At 69.6% G+C, this 24,381-nt stretch carries 23 protein-coding genes; 8 read left to right on the top strand and 15 right to left on the bottom strand.

All coding sequences use genetic code 11. The features are described 5' to 3' along the window. Positions 1 to 100: 100 nt before the first annotated feature. The gene (locus ASF27_RS04525; RefSeq protein WP_244473866.1) at positions 101 to 568 is read right to left on the bottom strand and encodes a DUF192 domain-containing protein; all 468 of its coding nucleotides are present in this window, start codon (positions 566 to 568) and stop codon (positions 101 to 103) included. A gap of 85 nt (positions 569 to 653) precedes the next feature. Next, entirely contained in the window at positions 654 to 1,271 is a 618-nt protein-coding gene (locus ASF27_RS04520) for a cold-shock protein (RefSeq protein WP_056174832.1), read from the bottom strand. Between the two features lie 228 nt (positions 1,272 to 1,499). Here ASF27_RS04520 and ASF27_RS04515 point away from each other — a divergent pair, with 228 nt between their 5' ends. Further along, positions 1,500 to 2,465 (top strand): heparan-alpha-glucosaminide N-acetyltransferase, encoded by a 966-nt coding sequence (locus ASF27_RS04515; RefSeq protein WP_244480922.1) that lies wholly within the window; start codon positions 1,500 to 1,502, stop codon positions 2,463 to 2,465. Positions 2,466 to 2,469: 4 nt separating this feature from the next. On the opposite strand, the gene efp is transcribed toward ASF27_RS04515, so the two are convergent. After that, complete coding sequence (gene efp, locus ASF27_RS04510) at positions 2,470 to 3,036, bottom strand: elongation factor P (RefSeq protein WP_056174827.1); 567 nt, start codon at positions 3,034 to 3,036, stop codon at positions 2,470 to 2,472. A gap of 191 nt (positions 3,037 to 3,227) precedes the next feature. Here efp and epmA point away from each other — a divergent pair, with 191 nt between their 5' ends. Genes epmA through ASF27_RS04495 form a run of 3 tightly spaced genes read left to right on the top strand, consistent with a single transcriptional unit; the run spans position 3,228 to position 6,223 of the window. Continuing rightward, a complete protein-coding gene (epmA, locus tag ASF27_RS04505; RefSeq protein ID WP_056358148.1) occupies positions 3,228 to 4,277 on the top strand; it encodes an EF-P lysine aminoacylase EpmA in 1,050 nt (349 codons plus the stop codon). Further along, the gene (locus tag ASF27_RS04500) at positions 4,274 to 5,323 is read left to right on the top strand and encodes a lysine-2,3-aminomutase-like protein (protein ID WP_056358145.1); all 1,050 of its coding nucleotides are present in this window, start codon (positions 4,274 to 4,276) and stop codon (positions 5,321 to 5,323) included. The genes epmA and ASF27_RS04500 overlap by 4 nt, the downstream gene beginning before the upstream one ends. A 48-nt stretch (positions 5,324 to 5,371) precedes the next feature. Continuing rightward, positions 5,372 to 6,223: a YdcF family protein gene (locus ASF27_RS04495; protein ID WP_056358086.1), complete on the top strand. Its 852-nt coding sequence runs from the start codon at positions 5,372 to 5,374 to the stop codon at positions 6,221 to 6,223. On the opposite strand, the gene ASF27_RS22995 is transcribed toward ASF27_RS04495, so the two are convergent. The 7 genes from ASF27_RS22995 to ASF27_RS04460 form a co-directional block, all read right to left on the bottom strand. After that, positions 6,166 to 6,441: a DUF3253 domain-containing protein gene (locus ASF27_RS22995; protein ID WP_056175082.1), complete on the bottom strand. Its 276-nt coding sequence runs from the start codon at positions 6,439 to 6,441 to the stop codon at positions 6,166 to 6,168. The genes ASF27_RS04495 and ASF27_RS22995 overlap by 58 nt on opposite strands. A gap of 188 nt (positions 6,442 to 6,629) precedes the next feature. Then, positions 6,630 to 7,352 carry a DUF599 domain-containing protein gene (locus ASF27_RS04485; protein WP_056174824.1) on the bottom strand — a complete coding sequence of 241 codons (723 nt, stop codon included), beginning with the start codon at positions 7,350 to 7,352 and terminating at the stop codon, positions 6,630 to 6,632. Positions 7,353 to 7,442: 90 nt separating this feature from the next. Then, complete coding sequence (locus ASF27_RS04480; RefSeq protein ID WP_056358083.1) at positions 7,443 to 7,724, bottom strand: acylphosphatase; 282 nt, start codon at positions 7,722 to 7,724, stop codon at positions 7,443 to 7,445. A 13-nt stretch (positions 7,725 to 7,737) separates the two neighbouring features. After that, complete coding sequence (locus ASF27_RS04475; RefSeq protein ID WP_056174820.1) at positions 7,738 to 8,169, bottom strand: gamma-glutamylcyclotransferase; 432 nt, start codon at positions 8,167 to 8,169, stop codon at positions 7,738 to 7,740. A 13-nt stretch (positions 8,170 to 8,182) separates the two neighbouring features. Continuing rightward, positions 8,183 to 10,186: an acetyl/propionyl/methylcrotonyl-CoA carboxylase subunit alpha gene (locus ASF27_RS04470; protein WP_056261809.1), complete on the bottom strand. Its 2,004-nt coding sequence runs from the start codon at positions 10,184 to 10,186 to the stop codon at positions 8,183 to 8,185. Between the two features lie 196 nt (positions 10,187 to 10,382). Further along, complete coding sequence (locus ASF27_RS04465; protein WP_056261806.1) at positions 10,383 to 10,820, bottom strand: hypothetical protein; 438 nt, start codon at positions 10,818 to 10,820, stop codon at positions 10,383 to 10,385. Between the two features lie 209 nt (positions 10,821 to 11,029). Then, positions 11,030 to 11,665 carry a L,D-transpeptidase gene (locus ASF27_RS04460; RefSeq protein WP_056358081.1) on the bottom strand — a complete coding sequence of 212 codons (636 nt, stop codon included), beginning with the start codon at positions 11,663 to 11,665 and terminating at the stop codon, positions 11,030 to 11,032. A gap of 208 nt (positions 11,666 to 11,873) precedes the next feature. Here ASF27_RS04460 and ASF27_RS04455 point away from each other — a divergent pair, with 208 nt between their 5' ends. Beyond that, the gene (locus ASF27_RS04455) at positions 11,874 to 12,803 is read left to right on the top strand and encodes a histone deacetylase family protein (protein ID WP_056175080.1); all 930 of its coding nucleotides are present in this window, start codon (positions 11,874 to 11,876) and stop codon (positions 12,801 to 12,803) included. A 91-nt stretch (positions 12,804 to 12,894) separates the two neighbouring features. Here the strand turns inward: ASF27_RS04455 and ribB are convergent, their stop codons facing one another. From ribB to ASF27_RS04435, 4 genes are all read right to left on the bottom strand, one after another. Then, a complete protein-coding gene (gene ribB, locus ASF27_RS04450; RefSeq protein ID WP_056174811.1) occupies positions 12,895 to 13,971 on the bottom strand; it encodes a 3,4-dihydroxy-2-butanone-4-phosphate synthase in 1,077 nt (358 codons plus the stop codon). Positions 13,972 to 14,021: 50 nt separating this feature from the next. After that, entirely contained in the window at positions 14,022 to 15,125 is a 1,104-nt protein-coding gene (gene aroC, locus ASF27_RS04445) for a chorismate synthase (protein WP_056303513.1), read from the bottom strand. Positions 15,126 to 15,208: 83 nt separating this feature from the next. Continuing rightward, positions 15,209 to 16,300, bottom strand: coding sequence for a catalase family protein (locus ASF27_RS04440; protein ID WP_056358078.1), 1,092 nt, complete (start codon positions 16,298 to 16,300; stop codon positions 15,209 to 15,211). Positions 16,301 to 16,380: 80 nt separating this feature from the next. Further along, entirely contained in the window at positions 16,381 to 17,520 is a 1,140-nt protein-coding gene (locus tag ASF27_RS04435) for an anhydro-N-acetylmuramic acid kinase (RefSeq protein WP_200918687.1), read from the bottom strand. Positions 17,521 to 17,633: 113 nt separating this feature from the next. Here ASF27_RS04435 and tyrS point away from each other — a divergent pair, with 113 nt between their 5' ends. Continuing rightward, complete coding sequence (gene tyrS / locus ASF27_RS04430) at positions 17,634 to 18,911, top strand: tyrosine--tRNA ligase (protein ID WP_056174806.1); 1,278 nt, start codon at positions 17,634 to 17,636, stop codon at positions 18,909 to 18,911. A gap of 24 nt (positions 18,912 to 18,935) precedes the next feature. On the opposite strand, the gene ASF27_RS04425 is transcribed toward tyrS, so the two are convergent. After that, positions 18,936 to 22,385 carry a DUF3971 domain-containing protein gene (locus tag ASF27_RS04425; protein ID WP_056358075.1) on the bottom strand — a complete coding sequence of 1,150 codons (3,450 nt, stop codon included), beginning with the start codon at positions 22,383 to 22,385 and terminating at the stop codon, positions 18,936 to 18,938. 138 nt (positions 22,386 to 22,523) lie between these two features. On the opposite strand from ASF27_RS04425, the gene ASF27_RS04420 reads away from it, so the two are divergent. Next, positions 22,524 to 22,991, top strand: coding sequence for a peroxiredoxin (locus tag ASF27_RS04420; protein WP_056358071.1), 468 nt, complete (start codon positions 22,524 to 22,526; stop codon positions 22,989 to 22,991). A gap of 112 nt (positions 22,992 to 23,103) precedes the next feature. Continuing rightward, entirely contained in the window at positions 23,104 to 24,360 is a 1,257-nt protein-coding gene (locus tag ASF27_RS04415; protein WP_082478816.1) for a M23 family metallopeptidase, read from the top strand. Positions 24,361 to 24,381 lie beyond the last annotated feature (21 nt).

Raw genomic sequence — 24,381 nt, 5'->3', positions numbered from 1 at the left:
ACCCGGTCGGTGATGGGCGCGTCGTTTAGAACAATGAGGGAACATTGGCTCGAATCGAATCGAGCGTCAAGCGATGTTCTTGTTGTGTTCGATTGAGGCGTCAGGGTTTACGGAACAGGGGATGCTCGACACGGTCACCGGCGTGGATGCCGAGCCGCGCGGTGGTGCCGGCATTGAGCTCGAGCACGGACAGGACCGGCTCGCCGGAGGGAATGACCTTGGTCGAGAGCGGTTCGGTGTTCTGCGCGACGCGGGCAACGGATCCATCCTGGCGGATGAAAACCATATCGAGGGGCAGGTAGGTGTTCTTCATCCACATGGCCACGGGGGCGACGGCCTGGAAGTCGAACAGCATGCCGTGGTCCGGCGCCATGGTGCGGCGATACATCAGTCCGCGCGAACGGTCGGCATCCGTGCGCATCACCTCCACGGCGAAGGCGTGGCGCCCGTTCCGGGATGCGATGGTGAGGGGTTCGGTCGGACCGGAGGCCGCGTCCTGCGCGGGTACGACCTGAAGGCCCGAACCGAGGAACAGAACGGCGCAGAGCGCACGCAGGAAGGCGGGCATATTCGACAACGCGGTACTCATTCGTCGGTGGCAAAATCTTCGGTGGGACGATCGTCGATCGAAGGTTCGTCGGTGGCGGGCGGTGTCAGTGCGAGGCGGGCAGCACACCGTCGGGAAAGCGGACTTCCGCCGCCATCTTGCCCTTGGAGCCGTCGCCGTAGCGGACGAGAACGGTCTCGCCGGGCTTGAGTTCGGCGATGCCGTAGCGACGAAGCGTCTCCATGTGCACGAAGATGTCGGGCGTGCCGTCCCCTCGGCTGAGGAAGCCGAAGCCGCGCAGGCGGTTGAACCACTTCACTACGGCCGTCTCGAGTCCGCTCGTCGGCGTGACGCTCACATGGGTACGCGGCATCGGCAGTTCGGACGGGTGCAGGGCGGTGGATTGATCGAGGGAGATCACCCGGAACGCCTGCCAGCCGCGCGGCCGCTCCGTGGCCTCGACGACGACGCGCGCGCCCTCGCTGGCGGATTGATGGCCGTCGCGGCGCAGGCAGGTGATGTGCAGCAGCACGTCGGCCGTCCCGTCGTCGGGAACAATGAAGCCGAAGCCCTTGGCGACGTCGAACCACTTGATGCGGCCGGCGACCTCGATGAGGTCGAGGGGGCGCTGGACCTCGCCACCCAGGCCTTCGCCGGAGCGGGCATCCGCGTGCGTGTCAGCCGAATGCCCCCCGTAGGAGCCCGCCCCGAAATCGTCCGACATTCAGCAACCCACACCCGAATCACGCCACGCGATCCGGAAGGGAGATTAACGAAGTCGTCACCTTCCGGAAGCCTAATTGATCACCCGCCGGGTTGATCCATGTTGCATTGTTCGGGACGCGGGTGCCGGTGCCACAGGGGATCGCGGGGGCGCCGGTTCGATGGTACGGCGAGCGGCATGGCTCCCTCCCCTTCCGATTCCGACGCGGCTCCCGTTCCGCCCCCGCGGATGCGGATCGACGCCCTCGACGTCGCCCGGGGCTTGGCGCTCGCGGCGATGGCGGCCTACCACGCCACTTGGGATCTCGGGTACCTCCGGCTGACCCCGGAGAATTACGCGCTCACGCCGCCCGGCCGGATCGCCGCCCACCTCATCGCCGGCAGCTTCCTGATCCTCGTCGGGGCGGGCCTCGTGCTCGCCCATGGCACCGGCATCCGGCGACGGGCGGTGCTGACACGATTCGCCCGCATCGGCGGGGCGGCGCTGGCCGTCACGGTCGCCACCTATCTGCTGTTTCCCGGGAGCTACGTGTTCTTCGGCATCCTGCACTGCATCGTGGTCGCCAGCGTGCTCGCCCTGCCGTTCCTGTTCGCCCCGGCCGTGGTCACGGCTGTCTGCGCCGCCCTGGTGATCGCGGCTCCCGGTGTTGCGGGGTGGGGCTTGGCGGACGGGAGCGCCCTCGACAGCCCGGTCCTGTTCTTCCTCGGCCTCGGCAAGACGTTGCCGCAGACCAACGACTACGTGCCGCTGTTCCCGTGGTTCGGATTGGTCCTAGTGGGGATCGTCGCCGGGCGCCTCGGCGGACCGCGCCTGGCGAAGACCCGCCTCGGCCGCTGGCGGGCCGTGCGGGGGCCCGGGCGGGCGACCGCCTGGGCGGGGCGGCACAGCCTCGCCGTCTACCTCGTCCACCAGCCCGTGCTGCTGGCCCTGTTCTCCGGCCTCGCCGCCCTCACCGGGCCGCATCCGCGCGCCGGTGAGGCGGAGTTTCGGACGGTCTATGCCCGCAACTGCGTCGCGACCGGGGGCGAGGCCGCGGCCTGTCGGGTCGCGGCGCGCTGCGTCGTCGGCGCGTTCCGCCGCGACGGATTATGGGCGCAGGCGCAGCGGACCTTCACGGTCGCCGAGCGGGCGAGGGCGCAGGCCCTGTCGCAGGGCTGCTACGAAGCCGCCGAGGGCACGGCCCCGGCGCCATGACGCCTCAATCCTTGGCGCGCTCCACGTAGGACCCGTCTTCCGTCATGATGACGACGCGGGTGCCGACGGCGATGTGCGGCGGCACGGCGGTGCGCACGCCGTTCGACAGGATGGCCGGCTTGTAGGACGACGACGCCGTCTGGCCCTTCATGGCGGGCTCGGTCTCGGTAATCTCGAGGGTGACGCGCTGGGGCAGCTCGACGGTGAGCGCCACGTCGTTGTGGATCGAGACCATCACCTTCATGCCCTCCTGAAGGTAGGGCGCGGCATCGCCGATCACGTCCTTCTGGATCGCCACCTGATCGTAGGTCTCGGGGTTCATGAAGTGGAAGCCCTCGCCGTCCTCGTACAGGAAGGTGTGCTCCCGGTCCTCGACGAAGGCGCGCTCCACCGACTCGGTGGTGCGGTAGCGCTCGGACACCTTCACCCCATCGGTGATGCGGCGCATGTCGAGCTGCGTCACCGGGGTGCCCTTGCCCGGGTGGATGTTCTCGATCGTCAGGATGACGTAGAGCTTGCCATCCTTGTCGACGACGTTGCCCTTGCGGAGCGTGGAAGCGATCACCTTCACGGGGTCAGGTCCTGTTCGTGTCTCGAGAAACGGGTCGGTCGCCCCGGCGCGGTTCGGGTCCGCGGGAGCGACATCGTCGTTCCGCCACTACCCTATCCGTGCCCCCGTTGCCAGCCGCAGGACCGGGTGGAGGATGGAAGGAAGGCCCTGAGACGTGGAGACGCCCGGCCGCCCGTGATATGGCCCCGGCGATGACCGCTCCCTCCCCCTGGTGGCATCCGGACCGCCACGCCGACCGGCGTCCGGCCCTGATGGCGCGCAACCGCATCACCGCCGCCCTGCGGGGCCATTTCGCGGCGGCCGATTTCATCGAGGTCGAGGCCGCCAGCCTTCAGGTGTCGCCCGGTAACGAGGCACACCTCTCCGCTTTCGCGACGGAGATCCTCGGTCCCGATGGCGTGCCCCATCCGCTCTATCTGCACACCTCCCCGGAATTCGCCTGCAAGACCCTGCTGGCGGCGGGCGAACGTCGGATCGTGAGTTTCGCGCGGGTGTTCCGCAACCGCGAGCGCGGCCCCCTGCACCACCCCGAGTTCACGATGCTCGAATGGTATCGGGCGGGCGAGGACTACACCGAACTCATGCGCGATTGCGCCGACGTGCTGGCTCTGGCGGCCGAGGCGGCGGGCACCCGGCGCCTCGCCTATCGGGGCCGCGAGGCCGACCCGTTCGCGCCCTTCCGGCGCGTGACCCTTGCCGAGGCCTTTTCGGAGGTCGGCATCGATCTCCTGGCCACCGTCGCGCCTGACGGAACGACGGATCGGAATGCCTTCGCGGCGGCCGTTCTGGCAATGGGCCTGCGGGTGGCGGAGGACGACACCTGGGCGGACCTCTTCAGCCGCGTTCTCGTCGCCCGCATCGAGCCCGGTCTCGGCATCGGGCGCCCGACGATCCTGTGCGAGTACCCGGTGTCCGAGGCGGCGCTGGCCCGGCCGAGCTCCCGCGACCCGCGCGTGGCCGAGCGGTTCGAACTCTACGCCTGCGGCGTCGAACTCGCCAACGCGTTCGGCGAACTCACCGATCCGGCCGAGCAGCGCCGCCGCTTCACCCTGGAGATGGACGAGAAGGAGCGAGTCTACGGCGAGCGCTACCCCATCGACGAGGCGTTCCTCGCCGCCCTCGCCCTCATGCCAGAGGCCAGCGGCATCGCGCTCGGCCTCGACCGGCTGGTGATGCTCGCCGTCGGCGCGCCTCATATCGAGGATGTGCTGTGGACGCCCGTCACCGGGGGGCGCCGGTGAACCGCCCCCTGAAGAGCCCCGCCGACCTCGCGCTGGCCGGGCTGGTGGACGCCGCGGCCCTCCCCGCCCTGGAGGCCGTGGCCGCCCGCTACGCCGTGTCGGTGACGCCGGACCTCGCCGACCTCATCGATCCGGCCGACCCCCACGATCCCATCGCCCGCCAGTTCGTGCCGCGGGCGGAGGAACTCGCGACGCGCCCGGAGGAGGATGCCGACCCCATCGGCGACGACGCCCACAGCCCGCTCGCCGGCCTCGTCCACCGCTATCCCGACCGGGTGCTGCTGAAGCCGCTCCATGTCTGCCCCGTCTATTGCCGATTCTGCTTCCGCCGCGAGCGGGTCGGCCCCGACGGGCTCGGCACCCTGAGCGACGCCGAACTCGATGCAGTCTTCGCCTATATCGCCGGCCGGGCGGAGATCTGGGAAGTGGTGGTCACGGGCGGCGACCCCTTCGCCCTTTCGCCGCGGCGGCTGGCCCGGATCGCCTCGGCGCTGCGGGAAATCCCGCACGTACGGGTGCTGCGCTTCCACACCCGCGTCCCCGTGGTCGAGCCCGCGACCGTGACCGACGGCCTCGTCGCGGCCCTGAAGCAGTTCGGCGGCGCGGTGTTCGTGGCGCTCCACGCCAACCACCCGCGCGAATTCACCCCCGCGGCGGCGGCGGCCATCGCCCGCCTCGTCGATGCCGGCATCCCCATGGTGAGCCAGACCGTGCTGCTCGCCGGCGTCAACGACGACCCCGACACCCTGGGCCGGCTGATGCGGACTTTCGTGGAGCATCGGATCAAGCCGTATTACCTCCACCACGGCGATCTCGCGCCCGGCACCGGTCACCTGCGCACCGATCTCGATGCGGGGCGCGCCCTCATGGGGCATCTGCGCGGCCGGCTGTCGGGCCTCGCCCAGCCGCTTTATGTCCTCGACATCCCCGGCGGCCACGGCAAGGTGCCGGTGGGGCCGGACTACCTCCGCGCCACGGCGGCCGGCTGGCGGGTCGAGGATCCGCAGGGTCGTGTCCATGCCTACCCGCCGATCCCTGAGGCATGAGGCCGGTCCGGGTCTCGCGTTCCCTCCCCTGAAGGCCGCTCCCGCGCCATGTTCTTTCCGCTCTCGAAGCTGATCTTCTTCGTCATCACGCCGTCCAACGCGCTGATTCTCGCCGTGGTCGCCGGGATGCTCCTCATAGCCGTCGGGCGCTGGCGTCGCTTCGGACGTGTGCTCGCCGGGGCGGCGGGCCTCGGGCTTCTCGTCGCCGGTTTCTCGCCCCTCGCCCTCTGGGTCGCCTTGCCTTTGGAGGATCGGTTCCCGGCTTTCGTCGACGACGGAACCCCGGTCACCGGCATCGTGGTCCTCGGCGGCGGCGTCGAGACGCGCCTGTCGGCGGCGCGCGACCAGTTCGTTGTCAACGACGCCGGGGAACGCCAGCTCGCCCTCATCGATCTGTCCCGGCGGTATCCCGACGCGCGTCTCGCCTTCACGGGCGGAAGCGCCGCGCTGCGGCCGGGCGAGGTGTCGGAAGCCGAAATCGTCGGCCGCACCGCCGACGGCCTCGGCCTGCCGCGCACCCGTCTCATCCTGGAGAACCGCTCGCGCAACACCCGCGAGAACGCCGCCTTCACCGCCGATCTCGTCAAGCCGAAGCCCGGCGAGCGCTGGCTCCTCGTCACCTCGGCCTGGCACATGCCGCGCGCCGTCGGGTGTTTCCGCGCGGCGGGCTTCACCGTGGCCGCCTATCCCGTCGACTACCGCACCGCCGGGCCGCGCGACGCGGCGCGCTTCAACAGCTTCGCCTCCGACGGGCTCGCCCTCCTCGATGTCGTGGTCAAGGAGTGGATCGGCCTCGTGGTCTATCGGCTCSCCGGCTACACCGACGCCTGGATGCCGGCGCCTCAGGCTTCGTCGGTTCCGGCCGAATCGACGTCGGCCGCTGGCAGCGCCAGCCGGTAGATGCCACGGAAATCGTCGACATCCTCCACGGGCTTGCCCTTGCGCATGATCGCGATCTGACCGGCCTTGGTCATCCGCACGGCGATGCGGCGCACCGGCTGCATCATCGGGCTCCACACTTCGGGCTGGGCGCCGCCGATGTCGCGGGCGACTTCCGAGGGGCAGACGGTCTTGCCGGGACCGCGCTCGGCCAGCAGGCGCAGGATGGTCTCGGCGATGAGTTCCTCGCTGGGGCCCTTTCGGACCGATGGCGTGGGGGGGAGCGGGGCTGCCGCCTTCGGGGCCGGCGGCGCCTTGGTGCCGGGTGCCTCGCTCGCCTTCTTGGCAGCGGCCTTCTTGCCCTTGAGGGCCTTTGCGGCGGCGATCCGGGCGATGGCGGTCTTGCGGGGTGGTTTCTTCGGATTGGTCATGGGTCCAACCCCTGCCCTGTCCCGTCGTCCTGCGCCAGGAGGGCGGCGCGAATTTTCGAACTGAACTGACGTCGCCACATCACGCAGACCACCGCCGTCGTGGTGAGAAACAGCAGAACCGGGCTCACGAACCATCCGAGATAGGCGAGCGCGAAGAAGAACGCCCGCTGCCCGCGCGCGAAATGGGACCCGGCCGCGATGTTCATCGCGGAGGCACGCCGCGCGGCGAGTTCCATCTCCGCCATGCTGGCGCTGGAGCCCTTGGGCGGCACCGCGCCGAGCAGGATCGCCCCGTAATTGAACAGCCGGTAGGCCCAGGAGAATTTGAAGAAGGCGTAGATGAACACCACCGCCAGCCCCGCGACCTTGATCTCCCAGGTCGTCCGGGTGGCGACGGCGCCGAAGGGCAGCGCCCCGAACAGGGTCAGTACGTCGTCGCCCGAGCGCGACAGGGTCAGGACGCCGCCGAGCGCGATGAGGGAGGTCGAAGCGAAGAACGCGGTACCGTTCTGGAGGGAGGCGTTGATGGTGGTGTCCACCACCCGGTTGTCGCGGTGGATGAGCTGCTCCGCCCAGATCTCGCGCTGGCGGTTCATGATCTGGCTCAGGCTCGTGCGCCGGCCCCGCATCCGCGAGACCGCCATGCCGTAGCCGGCCCAGGCCGCCACGAAGAAGCACAGGGCCGCGAAATCGAGGTAGGAGAAGTCCGCCGTGATCATCGGGTGCGCCTGATGCCGGGCCGATCGCGACCGCTCCGGCGCTAGCCCGGATGGCCGCTCCCTGTCCAGGGTCGGGCCCGTGCTGCCGTTTCAGTCGTGCAGGATCTGAAAGCCCGCCGCCGGGACCGGTCCCTCCGCCTCGGTGATCTCCGTCACGCGTGCCCCTGGAGGCCCCTCCTGCCGGCAAGCGGCGAGCATGGCCGCGACGGCGTCGGCCTCCCCCGAAAAGGTCGCCGCCACGGTGCCGTCGGGCCGGTTGCGGACATGGCCCGAGAGGCCGAGGCGCTCGGCCTCGCCCTTGGTCCAGAAACGGTAGCCGACGCCCTGCACGCGGCCGTGGATGATCGCCTCGACGGTTCTGATCCGGCTCATGGCAATGCTCCTGTCAGGCGGCCCGGCCCCGCAGCCAGCCGCGCAGTTCGGCGATGTAAGGGGTCGGCAGCTGCGCCGCATCCGCCGCCGCCAGGACCGATTCGAGGTAGCCCGGACGCGGTGCTCCCTGGGCGGAGCTGCCGCCGAGATAGATCAGGGCACGCTTGGCTCCGCCCTTCAGGGTGACGGGCTGGTAGGCCTTGGTGTAGAGGCCGCCGGCCACGCCCTCGTAGCGATCCAGCGCCGGCACGTCGGCCAGCGCGAGTTCCCAGACCACGCCCCACACGGTGGCGCGCGGATCACGCACCACCGAGGCGTAGCCCTCGCGCATGACGATGAAGCGGTGGCGGTTGAGCCGGCCCTGCCCGATCAGGCGCGAGCCGGGGCAGCGCGCGGCCATGGCGGCCGCGTCCATGTTGGCCCCGTAGGCGAAGTAGAGCGGCACGGGCCGCGCCGCGTCAGGCGAATTCGAGGATCACCGCATCGACGGCGAGGCTGTCGCCCTCCTTCGCCGCGATCTTCGAGACGGTGGCGTCGCGCTCCGCCCGGAGCACGTTTTCCATCTTCATCGCCTCGACGATGGCGAGCGGCTCGCCGTTCTTCACCTCCTGGCCTTCACGCACCAGGATCGCCTTGACGAGACCGGGCATCGGGCAGAGCACTTGCTTGCCCGAGCCGGCATCGACCTTCACCGGCATCAGGGCGGCGAGTTCGGCCTCGCGCCGGGTGTAGACCCGGGCCTGCGCCGCCGCACCCGCATGCTGGAGCGCGACGCCGTTGAGGAGGCCGCGCACCTGCATCGCCACGCGCTTGCCGGCGATCTCGCCCTGCCACACGGGCTCGCCCGGGCGCCACTCGCTCTGCACAGTCCACGTGGTGCCGTCCTCGCCCGTGACGATGAGCGTGCCGCCGACCGCATCGACGGTCACCGGATAGGACGCATCCGCCAGGATCACGACACGGTCGCGCTCGAAGTGGAGCAGGGCCGGATCGCGCATCTGGCCGGAGATGCCGCGCTTGCGCTCGTTGAGCTTGTGATCGATGGCAGCGGCCGCGGCCGCCATGACCTGGGCGATCTCGCCCCTGGGCTCGGGGGCGGAGAAGCCCTCGGGAAACTCCTCGGCGATGAAGCCCGTGGAGATGTTGCCCGAGCGCCAGCGCGGATGCGCCATCAGGGCCGACAGGAACGGGATGTTGTGGCGGATGCCGTCGATGGCGAAGGCGTCCAGCGCCTCGCCCTGTGATTCGATGGCCTGCGCCCGGGTCGGCGCCCAGGTCACGAGCTTGGCGATCATCGGATCGTAGTGGATCGCGATCTCGCCGCCCTCCTCCACGCCGGTGTCGTTGCGCACGATCGCGTCGCCGAACCGACCCTCGGCCGGCGGCCGGTAGGTGGTGAGGCGGCCGATGGAGGGCAGGAAGTTGCGGGTGGGGTCCTCGGCGTAGACGCGGCTCTCGACGGCCCAGCCGTTGAGCTTCACGTCCGTCTGCGCCAGGGGCAACGTCTCGCCGTAGGCCGAGCGGATCATCATCTCGACGAGGTCGAGGCCGGTGATCATCTCGGTGACGGGGTGCTCGACCTGCAGGCGGGTGTTCATCTCGAGGAAGTAGAACGACTTGTCTTGGCCGGCGACGAACTCGACGGTACCGGCGGAGTCGTAGTTCACGGCTTTGGCCAGAGCCACGGCCTGCTCGCCCATCTTCCGCCGTGTCTCCTCGTCGAGGAGCGGCGACGGCGCCTCCTCGATGACCTTCTGGTTGCGGCGCTGGATCGAGCATTCGCGCTCGCCGAGGTAGATCACGTTGCCGTGCTTGTCGCCGATCACCTGGATCTCGATGTGGCGCGGATCGGTGATGAACTTCTCGACGAACACCCGGTCGTCGCCGAAGGACGAGGCGGCCTCGGACTTGGCGCGGGCGAAGCCCTCGGCGACCTCGTCGGAGGAATAGGCGATGCGCATGCCCTTGCCGCCGCCGCCGGCCGACGCCTTGATCATGACCGGATAGCCGATCTCGTCCGCGATGGTGACGGCGTGCTCCGGGCTCTCGATGACGCCGAGGAAGCCCGGCACCGTGGAGACGTTGGCGGCGGAGGCGGCCTTCTTCGATTCGATCTTGTCGCCCATGGCCGCGATGGCGTGCGGGTTCGGGCCGATGAAGACGATGCCGGCGGCCTCGAGGGCACGCGGGAACGCTTCGCGCTCGGACAGGAAGCCGTAGCCGGGATGCACGGCCTGGGCGCCGGTCTGCTTGCAGGCGTCGATGATCTTGTCGATGAGCAGGTAGGACTGCGCCGCCGGGGCCGGGCCGATATGCACGGCCTCGTCCGCCATGGCGACGTGCACCGCGTCACGATCGGCGTCCGAGTAGACCGCCACGGTCTTGATGCCCATGCGGCGGGCGGTCTTGATGATGCGACAGGCGATCTCGCCACGGTTCGCGATCAGGATCTTCTCGAACATCGGTCCGGCACTCTGGTCGGTCAGGAAAGGTCGGGGCGCGCGGGACGCCCAAGCTCGTTCCCGTTAAAGCAGTTCTCCGACTTCGGAAAGCTGACCGGCCCGGCACGACGGGGTTTCTTCGGTTCGGTGCTCGCCCGGCGCGCCCGGAGCTTGCCCCGGTCGTTCGCCCTGCAGGAGGTTCGCGCCGCAGGACCTCTCAGGCCGCGGCGAGAAACTCCATCCGGGCCGGCTCCGCGGCGCGGCGCCGGTTGGCTTCCAGGGCGAAGGCGATGAGGGCTTCGTCGCACGACTGGGCCTCGCGGACCACGGCCTGGGCGATCTGACCGGCGAGGAGCGTCGGGCCGGTGCCGTTGCGCAGGGAGGCGGCGAGCCAGCGGGCGGTGCCGGCATCGATGGTGCCCGTGGGCCGCTCGCCCCAGACTGCGAAATCGACGATGGACGCGATGAGGAAGGGGCCGAAGGCGGCATCGATCTGAGGCACGGCCCGGTCGAGGGCGATGAGCATGTCGGCCTCGTCGCGGGTAAGGAAGCCGTCCGGCAGCACGTCGCGGGCGAGAGCCTGGACGTCGGCGGCCGTGATCCGGCCGGCGGCGACGGTACGGTTGCAGAAGAGCTGCAGCGAATGGTTGATCATGTCTTGATTCCTCTCCGGTCTCGACTTTGCCGGTCTGTGCCCGTGTCTATGGTTGGACTATGCGGGCCGGGAGGCTTCAAGTAGTTAACGGCCAAATCTGAATCAACGTTCAGGTTAAAGCCTGATCACGAATGAGACTTATCGAAAGATGTCTAAACCCGAGGGACGCGGACGCCCGTCGGGCGGATGGCGGTGCGCTCTCCGTGCGATCAGCGCACGATGACCTTCGAGCCGATGGGCACGCGGTCGTAGAGGTCGACCACGTCGTCGTTGAGCATGCGGATGCAGCCGGACGAGACCGCCTGGCCGATCTTCTCGGGCTCGTTGGTGCCGTGGATGCGGAACAGCGTGTCCTTCTTGCCCTCGGCGAGGTAGAGGGCACGCGCCCCGATCGGGCTCGTCGGTCCGCCTTCGAGGCGCTTGGGCAGATCGGGCCGGCGCGCCAGCATCTCGGGGGGCGGGTTCCAGTCCGGCCACTCGCCCTTGCGGTCGACTTCCGCCGTACCGGCCCAGGCCATGCCCGCATGGCCGACCGCCACGGGGTAGCGCACGGCCTTGCCGTCGGGCAGCACGAAGTACAGCCGGCGCTCCTTCGTGACCACGATCACGGTGCCGGGCGCTTCCCGGGTAGGGTAATCGACGGTGGCGCGGGCGATCTTCGGGTCGATGACGGCACTGGGCGCGAGTTTCATCCACGCCTTGTCGCGCGCCTCGCCTGTAAGGGCGGCCGACGTCGCCGCGGCCGTCTGGGTCACCCCCGGCGCGGCGACGTTGGCGGTCTGCGTGTTGCAGGCGGTCAGGGAGAGCGCGCACGCGAGGGCGGCCAGGAGGGGAAGTGGGCGCATGGAACGGGCCTGTCGGCATGCCCGCGTCGTGCCGAAAATCCGGCGCGACACAAACTTGGTTGATGAGGAACTTGGTTGATGAGGTCTTGCGCAACCTAACCCGAGCGCGCATCCCAACGTAGGGTCACGCGACGAAGACGTGGCGCAATTGCATCGCCTGTTGCTTCAACGCAACGACAACGGCGGGCATCCGCTCGGGAGGGATGATGTGACGACGCTTTACGTGAGCCATCCCGCTGCCCTCGACCACGCCATGCCGGCCGGGCACCCCGAGAGTGCCGAGCGGATCCGCGCCGTGGACCGGGTGCTGGAGGACGAGCGATTCGCCGGCCTCGTGCGTGGGCTCGCCCCCCTCGCCGACGCGGCGGTGCCGACCCTGGTCCATCCCGTACCCTACGTGCAGGCTCTCATCGAAGCCGCCCCGCGCGAAGGCTTCGTCCAGATCGACGGCGACACCCTGCTGTCGCCCGGCACCATCGAGGCGGCCCTGCGCGGCGTCGGCGGGGCGGTCCATGCCGTCGACGCGGTGATGAAGGGCGAGTGCCGCAACGCCTTCGTGGCCATGCGTCCGCCCGGCCACCACGCCGAGCGCATGCAGGCCATGGGCTTCTGCGTGTTCAACCACGCGGCCATCGCGGCGCGCCATGCGCGGCAGGCGCACGGCGCCTCCCGCGTCGCCCTGATCGACTGGGACGTCCACCACGGCAACGGCTCCCAGGACATCTTCTGGGACGACGCGAGCGTCCTCTACGCCTCGACGCACGAGATGCCGCTCTATCCCGGCACGGGCGCCGCCTCGGAGCGCGGCAACCACGACACCATCGTCAACGTGCCCCTGCGCGCCGGCGACGGCAGCGAGCGCTTCCGGGAGGTGTTCGAGGCCGGCATCCTGCGCCGGTTGGAGGCGTTCGCCCCCGACCTCATCGTGATCTCGGCGGGGTTCGACGCCCACCGCCTCGATCCCCTGGCCCATATCCAGCTCGACGAGGCGGATTTCGGCTGGGCCACGCGCCGGGTCATGGAGATCGCCGAGAAGCACGCGGGTGGGCGCGTCGTCTCGGTGCTGGAGGGCGGCTACAGCCTCAAGGGCCTGGGCTTGTCTGTGGCTGCGCACGTGGACGCGCTGATGGGGCGGTGAGCGTCCGCCGGATCACGGCGGACGAGGCTGCGATCCGGCCTTTCTCCGTGTTGCGCTTCCCTGTGGTGATTCAGGATGACCTCACGGCATCTTACCCCTCCAGGCGCTCGTCCCCCAAAAACTCGATCCCGAAGCCCGACAGACCGACATAGGCCCGCGACGAGGTCGCGAGGTTCCGGATCGAGACGACACCGAGGTCGCGCAGGATCTGTGCGCCCAGGCCGACTTCGCGCCAGGCCCGCACGCGCTGGGCCTCCGCGCCCTCCTCGGCATAGGACTGGAGCGGAACACCCGCCGAGCCATCGCGAAGGTAGACGAGGATGCCCCGGCCTTCCTGGACGAAGCGGCGTTTCACCGCCTCGATCTGCCGGCCGCCCTCGATCACGTCGGCCACCACGTTGGAGCGGTGCAGGCGCACCAGCACGTCGCGCCCGTCGCCGATGTCGCCGTACACGAAAGCGAATTGCTGCACGGTCTCGAATGGCGTGGTGTAGGCGTAGCCCGTCATCACGCCCGCCTCCGTGGTCACCGGGAAGGTCCCGACGCGCTCGACCAGCTTTTCACGAGCCTGCCGGTAGGCGATGAGGTCGGCCACCGAGACGCGTTTCAGATCGTGCGTGTCCGCGAAGGCCGTGATCTGCGGGCCCTTCATCACGGTGCCGTCGTCGTTGGCGAGCTCGCAGATCACGCCGACGGGCGGGAGACCGGCGAGCTTGCACAGGTCGACGGCCGCCTCGGTGTGGCCGGAGCGCATGAGCACGCCGCCATCCTTGGCGATGAGGGGGAAGACGTGGCCGGGCCGTACGAAGTCCGACTCGCCCATGTTGCCGTTGGCGAGCGCCCGTACGGTGTTGCAGCGCTGTTCGGCGGAGATGCCGGTGGTGAGCCCGTGCTTCACGTCCACCGTCACGGTGAAGGCGGTGCCCAGCGGCGCATCGTTGGCCGCCACCATGGGATCGAGGCGCAGGCGCCTGGCCTCGGCCCGGGTCAGGGGCGCGCAGACGATGCCGCAGGTGTTGCGGACGATGAAGGCCATCTTCTCCGGCGTGCAGAGGGAGGCGGCGACGACGAGATCGCCCTCGTTCTCGCGATCGTCGTCGTCGGTGACCACGACGATCTCGCCGCGGGCATAGGCCTCGATGGCCTGCGTGACATGGGTGTGGGGCACGGGCAAATCTCTCGGAATCACGATGGCGGGTACGGCGGGGTGGGGCGGGCTCAGGCCCGCTCGCCCACCTGCCCCCGGTGGCGCAGATAGTGATCGGCAAGGACGCAGGCCATCATGGCCTCGGCCACCGGTACGGCGCGGATGCCAACGCAGGGGTCGTGGCGGCCCTTGGTGACGAGGTCGACGTCCCGGTTGTCGTTGGTCACGCTCATGCGCGGCGTCAGGATCGACGAGGTCGGCTTCACGGCGAATCGGCAGACGATCGGCTGGCCGGTGGAGATGCCGCCCAGCACGCCGCCGGCATGGTTGGCGAGGAAGGTGGGGGCGCCGGCATTGCCCGAGCGCATCTCGTCGGCGTTGTCCTCGCCGCGCAGGGCAGCGGACGCGAAACCGTCACCGATCTCGACACCCTTCACGGCGTTGATGGACATCATCGCGGCGGCGAGATCCGCGTCGAGCTTGCCGTAGATCGGCGCGCCGAGGCCGGGCGGCACGCCCTCGGCCACCACCTCGATCACCGCGCCGATGGACGAGCCGTCCTTTCGGATCTCATCGAGGTAGGTCTCGTAGAACGCCGCCGTCCCGGCATCGGGGCAGAAGAACGGGTTACGGGCGACTTCGTCCCAGTCCCAGCGCGACCGGTCGACGGCGTGCGGGCCCATCTGCACCAGGGCGGCACGGATGACGACGCCGTCCGGCAGGACTCGGCGCGCGATGGCCCCGGCGGCGACGCGGGCGGCGGTCTCGCGGGCCGAGGAGCGTCCGCCGCCGCGGTAATCGCGGATGCCGTACTTGGCGTCGTAGGCGTAGTCGGCATGGCCCGGCCGGTAGCTGTCGCGGATCTCCGAGTAATCCTTCGAGCGCTGGTCGGTGTTCTCGATCTCCAGGGCGATGGGCGTGCCGGTGGTGAGCTGCCGGCCGCCGGTGCGGTCGTCCGAGAACACGCCCGAGAGGATGCGGACCTGATCGGGCTCGCGCCGCTGAGTGGTGAAGCGCGACTGGCCGGGCTTGCGACGGTCCAGCTCCGCCTGGATATCGGCGGCCTCGATGGGCACCCCGGGCGGGCAGCCGTCGACGATGCAGCCGAGGGCGACGCCGTGGCTCTCGCCGAAGGTGGTGACGCGGAAGAGGTGGCCGAAGGTGTTGTGGGACATGGTGCCCCCGCTCTAGCGCGGGTCTTCGCGAGTCACAAATGCCGGGCCGGCGCCCGTCCCATGCGGCGCCGGCCCGGCGGTCTTCAGGCCGGGACGTCAGCGATTCCCCGGGGTTCCACCTCGGACACGGCGTTGCGCTCGTGCCGGAAGCGCGAGAGGGCCGCGTAGGTCTTGAGGCGTGCCCGCATGAGGGAGCCGAGCGGCCGGTGCGCGGCGAGGCTATGGGCGGGGCGGAATCCCAGCACATCGTCGGCGTAGGCGAGGCGCGCCGGGCTGTCGGCCACCTGCACAGGCAAGACGAGGCGGGCCACCGTGCGATAGGGGCTTTTCGTGTCGGACCATTCCTTCGAGGCGTCCTCGATGGGCATGGCGTCGAGATCGGTGCAGAGCTGGACCCGGATCTCGAACACCGCCTCGGCCTCGCGGAACTGCGCCGTCACGGCATGGCGGAACACGTCCGGGTCCGCCCCGGGGTCGAGGGTCGCGTCGGCCAGGGCGCCCTGGGCCGCCGTCGCCGGGAAGGCGCCGAGCTTGGCGACGTGGTCGCCGTACCGCAGGGCCGCCTGACTGTAATACGGCTCGGCCAGGGGATGTTTCGGGGCGTGGCCGAAGAAGTCGAAGATCGGCGTGTCCTTGCCGGTGAAGGTCTTCACTAGGGTGTTGGCGGCCTGGGCCATCTTCGAGACGATGACCTTCACATCTTCCGGCGCTTTTGTGCCGAGCTCGAGCTGCTTCATGCTGCCGAGGAAGCCCGCCGCGTCGGGGTTGGGGAAGACCGGGCCGGTGGCGAGGACGAAGTCCTGCGTCGGGGCGTCGTGACCCGGGAGTTTCTCGCCCTCGACGCCGAACACCTTGATGGCCATGCCGCGGTGGGTGGACACGGAGTCCTTGAGGAGCTCGCCGGGGCCCTGCGCGAAGCGCACCACCACCGGATGGGTGCCGGGCTTGGCGAACAGGCCCTGCGCCAGTTCCGGCGGCAGGTTGTCTGGAATGTGCAGCTCGCCCACGACCACGCCGCTGACCTTGGCGTGGGAGGCACGCACGGCGTGGCCGTAGCGCTTCGCCGTGGTCCCGCTCTCGCGGATCATCGAGGCGATGATCTTGTCGATCACCGCATCCTCGTCGGGTTTCGGCGTCTCGATGCCGTCGTGATAGCGCAGGTAGGTCTCGCCCATGGTTCTCTCGTCTGGAGGAATTCCAGGAGAGAACGCGCGCCGCCGCCACCGTGTCCGGTCACGAATCGGTGTGAATGCCTTCAGTCCTCCGGCCGCGCCAGCACGCCGCCCGTCATCGCCTCGCGCACCCCCGTGGTCGACGGGAAGGTGATCGGCAGGCCTTTCAGCGAGCGCACGGCGAGATGCGCGAAGGCCTGGGCCTCGAGATAGGCCGAGGACCAGCCGATGGCGTCGGCCGTCGTGATCTCGGCGCGCAGGTGGTAGTTCAGGAGGCGCACCAGTTCGCCGTTGCGCGCCCCTCCGCCGGCGACGATCCAGCGGGCCGGAATCTCGGGCGCGTGGTCCAACGCCCGCGCCACGGCGCGGGCCGTGAAGGCCGTGAGCGTCGCCGCGCCGTCCTCCGTCGAGAGCTGTCCGGCGAGCTTGTGCGAGAACCAGTTGCGATCGAGCGACTTCGGCGGCCGGCGCGCGAAGAACGGGTGGATGAGGAGCCAGGCCAACAGCGGCTCATCGGGGCGTCCCCGCGCGGCGGTGCGGCCGCCGTCGTCCAGGGGGCGGCCCGTGCGCTCGCGCATCCAGTCGTCGATGAGCGCGTTGCCCGGCCCGGTGTCGAAGGCGATGACTTCGCCGTTCGAGGCGATGAGGGTGGCGTTGGCGACGCCGCCGATGTTGAGGATGCCGAGCGCGCCCTCGAAGCCCGAGGCGCGGGCGAGCGCCTGATGGAACACCGGCACCAGGGGGGCGCCTTGTCCGCCCGCCGCGATGTCGGCATGGCGCAGGTCCGACACCACGGGGATGCCGAGGCGACGGCTGAGCGCCGCCCCGTCGCCGATCTGCACGCTCATGCGCTGGTCGGGCCGGTGCACCACGGTCTGGCCGTGGAAGCCGATGACGTCGATGTCGGCGGGCGTCAGGCCGTTGTCGGCGAGGAAACTCTCCACCGCTTCGGCATGGGCAGCGGTGACGAAGGCCTCCGCCTCGGGAAGGCACCCCGGCCGATCCTCCCGCGCCGTGACGGCCTCCGAATCGGCGAGCGCGCGGCGCAGCAGATCGCGATCCTCGTCCGAGTAGCCGCGATAGCCCGTGGGGCCGAGGGGTTCGAGGTAGCCGTTGTGGCTCTGCACCACCCGCACGTCGTGCCCGTCGGTCTCGATGAGGGCGACGTCGACGCCGTCGAGGGACGTTCCGCTCATCAGGCCGATGGCGCGCATCATGGTCATGGTCGTGCCTTCCTCGGTCAGCCCTGCTAAGAGCCGGCGCAATGACGCGCGGTGCTATCACGCCGGTCCGCGCCGTGTCCCACCCCCGTGATCCTCCGACACCGGAACCGTCCATGTCCCCCGCGCCCGACGCCTTCGCTCCGAAATCCGATTTCCTCCGAGTGCTGTCCGAGCGCGGCTTCATCCACCAGGGCTCGGACCTTGCCGGCATCGACGCGGCGGCGCTGGAAGGCCGGCTCACCACCTATGTGGGCTACGATTGCACGGCGGCCTCGCTCCATGTCGGCCACCTCCTGTCGATCATGATGCTGCACTGGCTCCAGGCCACGGGCGGCACGCCCATCACCCTCATGGGCGGCGGCACCACCCGGGTCGGCGACCCTTCCGGCCGCGACGAATCACGAAAGATCCTCACCCTCGCGCAGATCGAGGAGAACAAGCTCGGCATTCAGAAGACGTTCGCGCGGTTCCTCAAGTTCGAGGGCGGCCGCAACGCCGCGACCATGGTCGACAATGCCGAATGGCTGACGAAGCTCAACTACATCGAGATGCTGCGCGATATCGGCCGGCATTTCTCCGTCAACCGGATGATGTCCATGGACAGCGTCCGCATGCGGCTGGAGCGCGACCAGGAACTGTCGTTCCTCGAATTCAACTACATGATCCTCCAGTCCTACGACTTCGTCGAGCTGAACCGCCGCTACGGCTGCACGATGCAGATGGGCGGCTCGGACCAATGGGGCAACATCGTCAACGGCATCGATCTCGGGCGCCGGATGGGCACGCCGCAACTCTACGGCCTCACCTGCCCGCTCCTCACCACGGCCTCGGGCGCCAAGATGGGCAAGACCGCCGCCGGGGCCGTGTGGCTCGATGCCGGCATGCTCTCGCCGTACGATTACTGGCAGTTCTGGCGCAACACCGAAGATGCCGATATCGGCCGCTTCCTCAAGCTGTTCACCCTGCTGCCTATGGGGGAGATCGCCCGGTTGTCGGCGCTGCAGGGCGCCGAGATCAACGAGGCCAAGAAGGTCCTGGCAAGCGAGGCCACGGCCCTGATGCACGGACGCGAGGCGGCGGACAGTGCCGCCGAGACGGCGCGGAAGACCTTCGTCGAAGGCAGCGTGTCGCAGGATCTGCCGACCGTGATCGTCTCGGCCGACCTCCTCGATGCCGGGCTCGGCGTGCTCTCGGCCTTCGGTCCGGAATACGCCAAGCTGGTGCCGTCCACGAGTGAGGCCCGCCGCCAGATCAAGGGTGGCGGCCTGCGGGTGAACGACGTAGCGCTGACCGACGAGCGGGCGGTGCTGCGCACGGGCGACGTGACGGCGGACGGGGTGATCAAGCTGTCCTTCGGCCGCAAGAAGCACGTGCTGCTGAAGGTCGGGTAGACGCCCCGGCCCGGGCTGCGCGGCCTATCGTTCGGTCTCGCCCATGGGCGCGGCCCCCATGATCCCGTCGTTGCCCCCGCCGGCGCTGAAGAGCTTGCGCAGGATGCCGGGCGCCAGGGCGGAAAGGGGATTGACGCTGACATCGGGCTTCGACAGCCGGCCGGCGACGCGGAAGTTGAGGGCGAACAGACCCTCGTTGTGCCCGCCGCCGAGGAGCTGTCCGAGGATCGGCAGTTGCGACACCACGTTGTTCAGGCCGTAGAGCGGCACGAAGGTGCCGTTGATGTCCGTGCGTTCTTTCGCCGTGTCGAGGTAGCCGTTCAGGGTGAAGCCCATGGCGGCGTTGGAGATCGCCGCGTCGGTGAAGTCGACCCGCGCGCCGGTGCGGACGAAATTGGCGCGCAGGCGGTCGAAGGTCACGTCGTTGCCGGCGTTCTGCACGATCTGCTTGCGGCCGCGCGCATCGACGATCTCGCTGCTCGCCGGTCCCTGCGCCATGATGCTCGACAGGGCCGGCTCGTTGCGCAGGACGAAATTGCGGATCTGCACGACGCCCGCCTGCGGTCCGTCGTTGAGAGCGGTGCTCATGATCAGCCGGCCGCCATACATCCGCTTGTAGATGTCGGCGAACCGCAGGGTCGCGCCGGCATCCTGGGTGTCCAGCGTCAGGGTCGGGCCCTGGTCCGAGCGGCCGATTTGAGCGGTGAACGGGGCCGCTCCGAAGCGGCCCTGGACCCGGCCGGAGCGGACGTCCTTGCCCTTCAGGACGAGCTTGACGGAGGCGTTGGTCAGAGCCTCTCCGTTGAAGCCCGTGAGGATGGCGAGGGAGAGGTCGGCGTCGATGTCCTTGGGGGCGGCGTCGCCCTTGCTTTTGCCATCCTGGCCGGTGAGCCCGCGCAGGATCGGGCGGGCATCGGCCACGGCGCCCTTGACGCCGATCCGATAGGTGTTTCCGGAGCGTTCGAGCTGCAGGCGCATGTCATCGCCCGGTGAGAGCTTCAGGCTCGACAGATCGGCCCGCTCGAACTGGCCGTCCGCCCCGAGGCTCGCCGTACCCCGCGCCGCAGCCGGGGCTGCGTCGAGGACGATGTCGCGCAGCTCGAACCCGCCACCCGACGCGTTCTCGATCAACGTGAAGGCGAGGCGGCCAGGTTTTCCGGCGGCCTTGGTGAAGCCCGGCACGATGCCGTCGATGCCCGCACGGGCCAGATCGGCCTCGATCCGGATCGGCGGCTTGCCCGAACCCGGGCGTCCGATGGGCACGGCGATCCTCACCGGAATGGCGCCGGTGAGCTGGGGCGCGACGGGCAGGCCCTTCTTGGCGCGCAGGGCCTCGTCGAGGCTCAGACCGACGAGAACTTCGCCAGGCGCCCCGGGCTTGGGCTGACGCAGATCCACCGTGAGGGGCGAGCCCATGACGCGGGCATCGCCCTTGAGGGCGAAGGCGCCGCGATCGTAGGACACCGTGAACCGCCCGGCGTCGAGGCGCTCCTTGCCGAAGGCCTTGTCGACGCCGACATCCGTGAGCGTGCCCCCGATGGTCACCGGCAGGTCCGGGAGGTCGGGGATCTGCTTGAGGTTCAGCGGGAAGTCGATGCGTAGGTCGGCCGTGCCCTTCACGCTGGCCGGATCGATGTCGACGCCGGTCAGGGTCTTGAACATCTTCGTCTGCATCAGGGAGACGAGGGCATCGGCCCCGCCTCCGAGGCGCATGCCGATCTGCGCCACCACCGCCTCCGGGGTGATCTTCGGGATGACGAAGGATCCGTCGGTGATGGACAGGACGCGGTTGTCGGCCATGCGCAGGTCGGCGGTCACGTTGCGGATGGTGGTGGTGAGGCCGGTGATGACACCGGTGACGCGGCCACGGCTCAGGGGCGGCGCGTCGTCCGAGACCGCGAGCGTCGCGTCGGAGACGGCGAAGGCGATGTGCACGGCATTGTCGGGCATCGGTTCGCCGCGCGTCGCGGCGGCGAGTTCGCTGCCGCTCATGTCGACGGTGATGTCGACGCTGTCGACTTTTCCCCCGCGCAGGTAATCGACGAGGTAGTTGCGCGCCGCCGGCGCCACGTGTTCGGGCCACAGGCGCATGGCCATGCGCCCATCGGTGTTGGCCGCGGCGATGCGCAGGGTCAGCCCGTCGTCGTCGGCGGTGGTGCCGAGGGTGCCGGTGATCCGCCCGCTCGCCGGGCCGGCCTTGACGGAGAAATCGTCGATGGCGATGCCGCCGGCCCGCCCCGTGAGATGCGCCGACAGGGATTCGATCGCGACGGGGCGGTCCTGCGCGTTGGCGCCCCGCAGGGTGGCGTCGCGCCCGGCGAGGCTCATGGTCCAGGCGATGTCGGAATCCGGAGCCCCTGCGGTCCAGGCCCCGGTGAGACGAGCCGAGTTGCCGGCGCCGCGATAGTCGAGGGCATCGAGCTTCATCGCCCGGCCCGCCTCGTCCCAGCTCACCTTCGCCGCGAGGCTGTCGATGGTGACGGGGTTGAAGTCCTTCTCCTCGATGAGGAAGTTGCCGTCGCTGGTTCGGATCGTGGCCGCCATCGACTCGATCCGTCCGGCGTCGAGGGCGACGTCGGCCTTGGCCGAGAGTTTGAGGTCGGTCTCCACCGGCAGCTTCGACTGACCGGAGAGCAGCAGCAGGTCGGTGATCGGCAGATCGTCGAGGGTGATGATGCCCGTGCGGCGGGTGCCGCCGGCCTCCTGCACGTCGCCGCCGAAACGCCATTCCCCGTGCGGACCGTCGATGCGCAGTTCGAACACGCGGGCGTTGCGGGTGGCGTCGCGCCGGAACAGGCCGTTGACGTGCTCGAACACCGCGCGCTGGCGGGCGTCGTCGTCGATGAGGGTGAGGCGGCCGTTGGTGATGCGCGCCCGGTCGAGCGCCCCGACGATCCCGGCGGAATCCAGCACCACTCCGAAGATCGACGCCACGGTGGCCGAGATCGGCGAAACGGCCCCTTGCGTGGCGTCGACGCTCGGCAGGGTATGGGGTTGGACGGCCCCGGCCTGATCGGGGTCGTTCGCCGCGAACGCGATGGCGCCGTTGCGGTGAACCAGGGCGGTCATCTGGAGGTCGCGGAATTCGATGGCGCGCGGCTGGACCGAGAGGCGGGCGAGGCCCCAGGTGTCGAGGCTCACCACGGCCTGCGGCGCCCGCACCACGAGGGCACCCTCGGAGTTGTAGATGTCGAGCCCGGCCACCCGCAGGGCCAGGGAATTTTCCGAATCGAGCTCCAGGGCGCTGTCGCGCAAGGTCACGCGCCAGCCCGTGCCGATGCTGCCGGCGATGGCCGATGCGACACGCTCCGACATGCCGTCGATGCGCAGGGGACCGTTGGACAAGCGCCAAACCAGGCCGGCGAGCCCGAGGCCGGCGCCGAGCACGAGGATCAGTACGGGCCAGAGGACCCAGCGCCGCCGCCGTCCGGCCACGCGGCCCGGCCGCAAACCCGTGACCGTGTCCTGAACCATCAATCCGTGAGCCGCTGGATCGGAACGCACCCTCGGGCTATCGAGCGGCGGTCCGTGGAGGAAAGGCTTCTCGGGCATTCGACCCGGGCCATGGCGTTGGCCCCAGGCACACCATCAATCGGCCGAAAGGAAGGCATCATGCCCCTCGTTACCGGAGATCAGGCTCCCGACTTCGATCTGCCCGGGGCTGGCGGCGACGCCATCCGCCTGGGCGATCTCACCGGCCGCAAGGTGGTTCTGTACTTCTACCCGAAAGACGACACGAGCGGGTGTACCCTGGAAGCGCAGGGATTCAACGCCCTCGGGCCCGCATTCGCGGCTGCCGACACGATCGTGATCGGAGTCTCGCCCGATTCGGTGAAGAGCCACGACAAGTTCAGGGCGAAGTACGACCTTACCTTTCCGCTGGCCTCGGACGAGCCGAAGGCCATGCTGGAGGCCTACGGGGTGTGGGTCGAGAAGAGCATGTACGGCCGGAAGTACATGGGGGTCGAGCGTACGACGATGCTCCTCGACCGCTCGGGCCGCATCGTCCGGATCTGGCCGAAGGTGAAGGTTCCGGGCCATGCCGAGGAGGTCCTGGCGGCGGCGCAGGGCGAGGCCTGAGCCGGCATCGGCGTGACGCCCCCGACCCGCATGGTGAATCCCAAGGCGTGATGGTGAGCCTTCGTTAACCCTGATCCGGCCAGATGGTGCGTGTTGGATCAGGTTCACGTCGATGCCCTTCCTCACACGTCAGCCCCACGACACGGCGAAGCCCAAGGCCGTGGCCGGACCGGGAGCCGGTCCCTTCGGGCGGGGACCCGGTCTGTGGGTCCTCGGTGCAGCGTTGGCACTCTCGACGGCCTGGGCCGGTGGAGCCACCTACTACCTCGTGTTCCACGACGAAGTGCTGGCTCGCTTCGTGTCGCAGCAGAGTACGATGCAGTACGGCTACGAGTCGCGCATCGCCGCCCTCCGCTTCGAACTCGAACGGGCAACCGTGGAGCAGGTGACGACGCGCGACGGCCTCGCGACGCGTCTGGCCGATCTGTCCCGGCGCCAGGCTGCCCTCGAATCGCGTCAGGGCGTACTCTCGGCTTTGGCCGGCGACCCCATGGCGTCCCGCCTGCCCGAATTGCCGGCCCAGGTACCGGCCGAGGACGAGATCGTGCGTGAGGCCGCCCAGCGGCGTCCCGGCGCCACGGCCAAGCCGTTCCCGACACCGGAACCGGTGCCGGCTGTAGATTCCCCGGTCGAGCCCCTGGATCTGCGCGGCGCCCGGGAATCCTTCCGCCGCACCGGCCTCGTCGTGGCCGATCTGGCGCGCCGCCTCGACGGCTTGGCCGAGGCTCAGTCCCGAGCGGTCGCCGGCATCGGCGCGAGTGCCGGACGCACGGCTCAGCGCCTACGCGGACTCGTTGCCCGAACAGGCCTGGATCCGTCGCGGTTCGAGTCGCGCGAGCCCGGCCTCGGCGGACCCCTGGTGCCCCTCGGCGACGATCCGTTCGGGATCGCCGCTGCTCAGGCGCAACGGGCCGTCGCCGAGGCGGCCGCCCTTCGCCGCATCACTGAGACCTTGCCCCTGCGACGGCCCATCGCCGGCGACATGCCGGTGTCGAGCACATTCGGGGCGCGCCTCGACCCGTTCACGCGGGGCTACGCCATGCATACGGGCCTGGATCTGCGCGCCGAGACCGGTGAACCGGCCTACGCCACGGCGGCCGGACGCGTCACGGTCGCCGACTACAACGGCGGGTACGGCAACATGGTGGAGATCGATCACGGCCACGGGCTGGCGACACGCTACGCGCATCTCTCAGCCTACGCGGTGACACCGGGGCAGTGGGTCGCAGCCGGGGCCCTCGTCGGCCGCGTCGGCTCGACGGGCCGCTCGACGGGGAGCCATCTGCATTACGAGACCCGGATCGACGGGGAGCCCGTCGATCCGCAGCGCTTCCTTCGGTTGGCCGACGCCCTCGCTCAGGTTCCTTGAGAGAAGGGTCGCCCGAAAAGT

This window comes from Methylobacterium sp. Leaf102 (assembly GCF_001422425.1).
Taxonomy (GTDB): Bacteria; Pseudomonadota; Alphaproteobacteria; order Rhizobiales; family Beijerinckiaceae; genus Methylobacterium.
This window is presented reverse-complemented; position numbering and strand designations above follow the sequence as displayed.

What these genes read in the sequence shown, in the direction of transcription:
- ASF27_RS04525 (WP_244473866.1), bottom strand. Translation starts at nt 568, where the DNA reads ATGCCCGCCTTCCTGCGTGCGCTCTGCGCCGTTCTGTTCCTCGGTTCG.
- ASF27_RS04520 (WP_056174832.1), bottom strand. Translation starts at nt 1,271, where the DNA reads ATGTCGGACGATTTCGGGGCGGGCTCCTACGGGGGGCATTCGGCTGAC.
- ASF27_RS04515 (WP_244480922.1), top strand. Translation starts at nt 1,500, where the DNA reads ATGCGGATCGACGCCCTCGACGTCGCCCGGGGCTTGGCGCTCGCGGCG.
- epmA (WP_056358148.1), top strand. Translation starts at nt 3,228, where the DNA reads ATGACCGCTCCCTCCCCCTGGTGGCATCCGGACCGCCACGCCGACCGG.
- ASF27_RS04485 (WP_056174824.1), bottom strand. Translation starts at nt 7,352, where the DNA reads ATGATCACGGCGGACTTCTCCTACCTCGATTTCGCGGCCCTGTGCTTC.
- ASF27_RS04480 (WP_056358083.1), bottom strand. Translation starts at nt 7,724, where the DNA reads ATGAGCCGGATCAGAACCGTCGAGGCGATCATCCACGGCCGCGTGCAG.
- ASF27_RS04470 (WP_056261809.1), bottom strand. Translation starts at nt 10,186, where the DNA reads ATGTTCGAGAAGATCCTGATCGCGAACCGTGGCGAGATCGCCTGTCGC.
- ASF27_RS04465 (WP_056261806.1), bottom strand. Translation starts at nt 10,820, where the DNA reads ATGATCAACCATTCGCTGCAGCTCTTCTGCAACCGTACCGTCGCCGCC.
- ASF27_RS04460 (WP_056358081.1), bottom strand. Translation starts at nt 11,665, where the DNA reads ATGCGCCCACTTCCCCTCCTGGCCGCCCTCGCGTGCGCGCTCTCCCTG.
- aroC (WP_056303513.1), bottom strand. Translation starts at nt 15,125, where the DNA reads ATGTCCCACAACACCTTCGGCCACCTCTTCCGCGTCACCACCTTCGGC.
- ASF27_RS04440 (WP_056358078.1), bottom strand. Translation starts at nt 16,300, where the DNA reads ATGGGCGAGACCTACCTGCGCTATCACGACGGCATCGAGACGCCGAAA.
- ASF27_RS04435 (WP_200918687.1), bottom strand. Translation starts at nt 17,520, where the DNA reads ATGACCATGATGCGCGCCATCGGCCTGATGAGCGGAACGTCCCTCGAC.
- tyrS (WP_056174806.1), top strand. Translation starts at nt 17,634, where the DNA reads ATGTCCCCCGCGCCCGACGCCTTCGCTCCGAAATCCGATTTCCTCCGA.
- ASF27_RS04425 (WP_056358075.1), bottom strand. Translation starts at nt 22,385, where the DNA reads ATGGTTCAGGACACGGTCACGGGTTTGCGGCCGGGCCGCGTGGCCGGA.
- ASF27_RS04420 (WP_056358071.1), top strand. Translation starts at nt 22,524, where the DNA reads ATGCCCCTCGTTACCGGAGATCAGGCTCCCGACTTCGATCTGCCCGGG.
- ASF27_RS04415 (WP_082478816.1), top strand. Translation starts at nt 23,104, where the DNA reads ATGCCCTTCCTCACACGTCAGCCCCACGACACGGCGAAGCCCAAGGCC.